At 58.0% G+C, this 3,222-nt stretch carries 3 protein-coding genes; all 3 read right to left on the reverse strand.

Annotated elements, in window-relative coordinates; all coding sequences use genetic code 11:
• Positions 1-93: 93 nt before the first annotated feature.
• A complete protein-coding gene (gene selB / locus GX016_07885; GenBank protein ID HHT71478.1) occupies positions 94-2,016 on the reverse strand; it encodes a selenocysteine-specific translation elongation factor in 1,923 nt (640 codons plus the stop codon).
• A gap of 16 nt (positions 2,017-2,032) precedes the next feature.
• Positions 2,033-2,392, reverse strand: coding sequence for a hypothetical protein (locus GX016_07890; protein HHT71479.1), 360 nt, complete (start codon positions 2,390-2,392; stop codon positions 2,033-2,035).
• 3 nt (positions 2,393-2,395) lie between these two features.
• The coding region (gene selA, locus GX016_07895) for an L-seryl-tRNA(Sec) selenium transferase (GenBank protein ID HHT71480.1) at positions 2,396-3,222 on the reverse strand (827 nt) is incomplete at its 5' end.

Below are 3,222 nucleotides of genomic sequence, written 5' to 3' on the forward strand. Positions count from 1 at the left end.
GCCGGTTAGCTTGAACTCGGCGCTACCACCTCGACGTAGGTCCCGTCTGTATAGAGTTGGCTGTATTTTCCTCCCAGCCGCCAACTGAATCGGCTATCTGATTTCATTGCCGGCCGGGCCCAGGATCCGTTTGTCGCCTACTCGGCGGGTAATGCGTTTGGCATCCAGGTACTCCAGCAGCGGCAAGGCGTAGCGGCGGGAAGTGTTGAGCAGATCCCGGAGCTCGGCCACGGTTATGCTCCCGTTGGCCTTGACAAAGTCGATTACTCTTTGCCTTGCTTGTTCGTAGGCGCTGGGGGCAAAAATGATGTCGTCGGCTACTTGAACCAGCCGGCCGCCTTCCAGCAGGGCGGCGATCAGCTCTTTCGCCTCTACCTTAAGTTTGTGCTGGGCGATGATGTCACCCAGGGCCGGTGGGCTAAAAGGCTGGGCTTCGAGCTCACGGACTAGGACCTGGGCGGCTTGTTCCTGTTCCGGGGAAAACCGGACGGTATGAGCGGCCAGACGAATACGATCCCCTTCATTTACCAGGGCAGCGGCTAAGGGAAGGTTAAGCAGTGGCACTAGAAACCGGGAGGAAACCTCCGGGAAGAAACGGGCCCGGACTTCCTCCAGGGGCGCTCCGGCTCGGAGGGGATACTTCTGATGATAAGCAGCCAGGGCCGCCTGCACTCGCTCCAGTGTCTGCCGAAAAGTTTCCCCGTCCAGATAATATATATTCCCTTCCACCGTAAGGGATGCCGCTGTTCCGGCAGCAGATAATTTGCTCAGCGCCGCTTCAGTCTGTTCCAGGGAAACGCCGGCGGCTCGAGCCAGTTCGGCGGTGGTCCTCAGGGCCATGCCGGCAGCTACTAAAGCATGGGCCACCAGATCTTCAGGGGCTCCTTTTTCTTTTTGTCTCAGTTCGGTCAAGACCTTCGGATCCAGTCGCTTGTGTCTGGACGCCACCGGTATAAGCACCACGCCGCCGCCGATAGTGGTGGCCGGCGAATAAGTACGGATTACAAACCGGTCGCCGCGCCGAAGAGCCACCTCTTCTTCTAGCCTAAATTGCACCAGAGCTGATTCTCCCGGCGGTATTTCGTCCCCCTCCAACAGGTAGACCCGGCCTAGAATCTCGGCTGTGCCGGTGTGCAGCCGCAGGCGCTGATAATGTTCCACCGGATGTGGGCTGTGGGCTAATACCAGCAGGCGAGCGTCGATGGCGGTAGAGGGGGTGAGGGAGCCGGGCGTGGCTACCACCGCCCCCCGCTCCACTTCTTCTGTTCCCAACCCGGCTAAATTCAGGGCGACTCGTTGCCCGGCGGAAGCAGCGGCAGTTTTTTGATCATGGATCTCAATCTGCCGGATGCGGGCCTCCAGCTCCCGTGGGTAAACCATGGCCTGCTCACCCAGGTGCACGGTCCCGGAAATTAAGGTACCGGTAACCACGGTGCCGAAACCCGGGATAGTAAACACACGGTCCACCGGTAGCCGAAACGGTCCGCCGGACTCGCGCTCAATGACGGCATCAGTGGCTGCATCGATGGCTTGAAGCAGTTCCGGTATGCCTTGTCCGGTTAGAGCTGAAACACAATATATGGGCGCCTGCTCCAGAAAGGTTCCTTGGACAGCTGTGTGTACATCTTCCTCCACCAGCTCCAACCAGTCGGCATCAACTAAATCAGCTTTGTTGAGCACAATGAGACCGTTTGTGACCCCGCTTAGTTCCAGAATATCCAGGTGCTCACGGGTCTGGGGCATAACTCCCTCGTCGGCTGCCACCACCAACAACACCAGGTCGAAGCCACCCACCCCGGCCAGCATGTGCTTGATGAACCGCTCGTGGCCAGGCACATCCACCACCCCGGCCCTACGTCCGCTGGGCAAATCAAACGGGGCAAAGCCTAACTCAATGGAAATACCGCGTTCTTTCTCTTCTCGTAGACGATCCGTATCGCGCCCGGTAAGAGCTTCGATTAAGGTTGTCTTGCCGTGATCTACATGGCCGGCTGTGCCGATAATAATGTGCTTCATGGTTGGGGCACTCTCCTTACAATCTAGGCTGACGCCGACTATTTTCCGTGATACTTAGGAACAACAAAAAAATAAGTACCGCTATTAGACCCAGGTTCGGCTGTACTTCCAGATACAGCTCGGCTGCTTGGAAAACTACAGCTGCCAACAGACCGAGGACGCCAAACATGAGCGTGTCGGTCAAAACATCATCAAGATAGGGAGCGGCTCGCTCCCGCCACAAAACAACCAGGATAAGATCGCCGGCCAGCAGGGTCAGCATAAAAACCAGCGGCCCAAACAGCCAGGGGCTGAGCTTTTCAGCTAACAACTGAAAGACCCGAAAGGCCATGGGACCCAAAATAACGACTTCCAGTATATATACGCGCGCCGGCACCGTTTACCTCCCCCGTTCTGCTGCTGCGGCCAGAGCTGCCAGTAGTTGGTCTTCTTCCGGTGGCGCCACTGTCCGCAGATCAAGCAGTACTTGTTCATTGGCAATACGAGCCACCACCGGTGGGCTCCCCTGCCGTAGTCTGTTGGCCAGCTCTTGAGCCGAGAGCTCATCGGCTGTGATGGCCACTAGGAAGGTGGGGAGCCGGGTGAGCGGCAGTGAGCCGCCACCAACTTCGGACGTGCCTGGATCCACCGTGGCCGTGAGGCCGTCACACCGCTGGGCAATATCCTCTGCCAACCGCTGAGCCCGGATTCTGATGCTGTCCTGGTCTTGGCGCAGGGCCCGCAGCGTAGGGACCCGCTCCCACACCCGCTCCGGATCCAGATACAGATGCAGCGTGGCTTCCAGCGCAGCCAGGGTCAATTTGCCCACCCGCACCGCCCGGGCCAGAGGGTGACGTTTTATTTGATCCAGGTATTTTTTCTTACCGACGATAATTCCTGCCTGGGCTCCGCCCAGCAGCTTATCACCGCTGAAAGTTACCACATCCACCCCGGCGGCAATGCTTTCCGGAACCGGCGGTTCTTTCTCCAGGCCGATGGTGCTAAGATCCACCAGCACCCCGCTGCCCAAATCTTCCAAAACAGGGAGATGGTATTTTCGGCCTAAGGTCACCAGCTGGGCGGCCGATACTGTCTCGGTAAAGCCGCAGATGCGATAATTGCTGGTGTGTACCTTCAAAAGCAAGGCTGTTTCCTCGCCAATAGCGGTCTCGTAGTCGCTAAGATACACCTTATTGGTAGTGCCCACTTCCCTCAGCCAGCAGCCGC

Source organism: Bacillota bacterium, from assembly GCA_012837285.1.
In the GTDB taxonomy this organism is placed as follows: Bacteria; Bacillota; DTU030; order DUMP01; family DUMP01; genus DUNI01.

Coding starts and splice junctions, on each gene's coding strand:
- selB (HHT71478.1), bottom strand. CDS start 2,016: ATGAAGCACATTATTATCGGCACAGCCGGCCATGTAGATCACGGCAAG.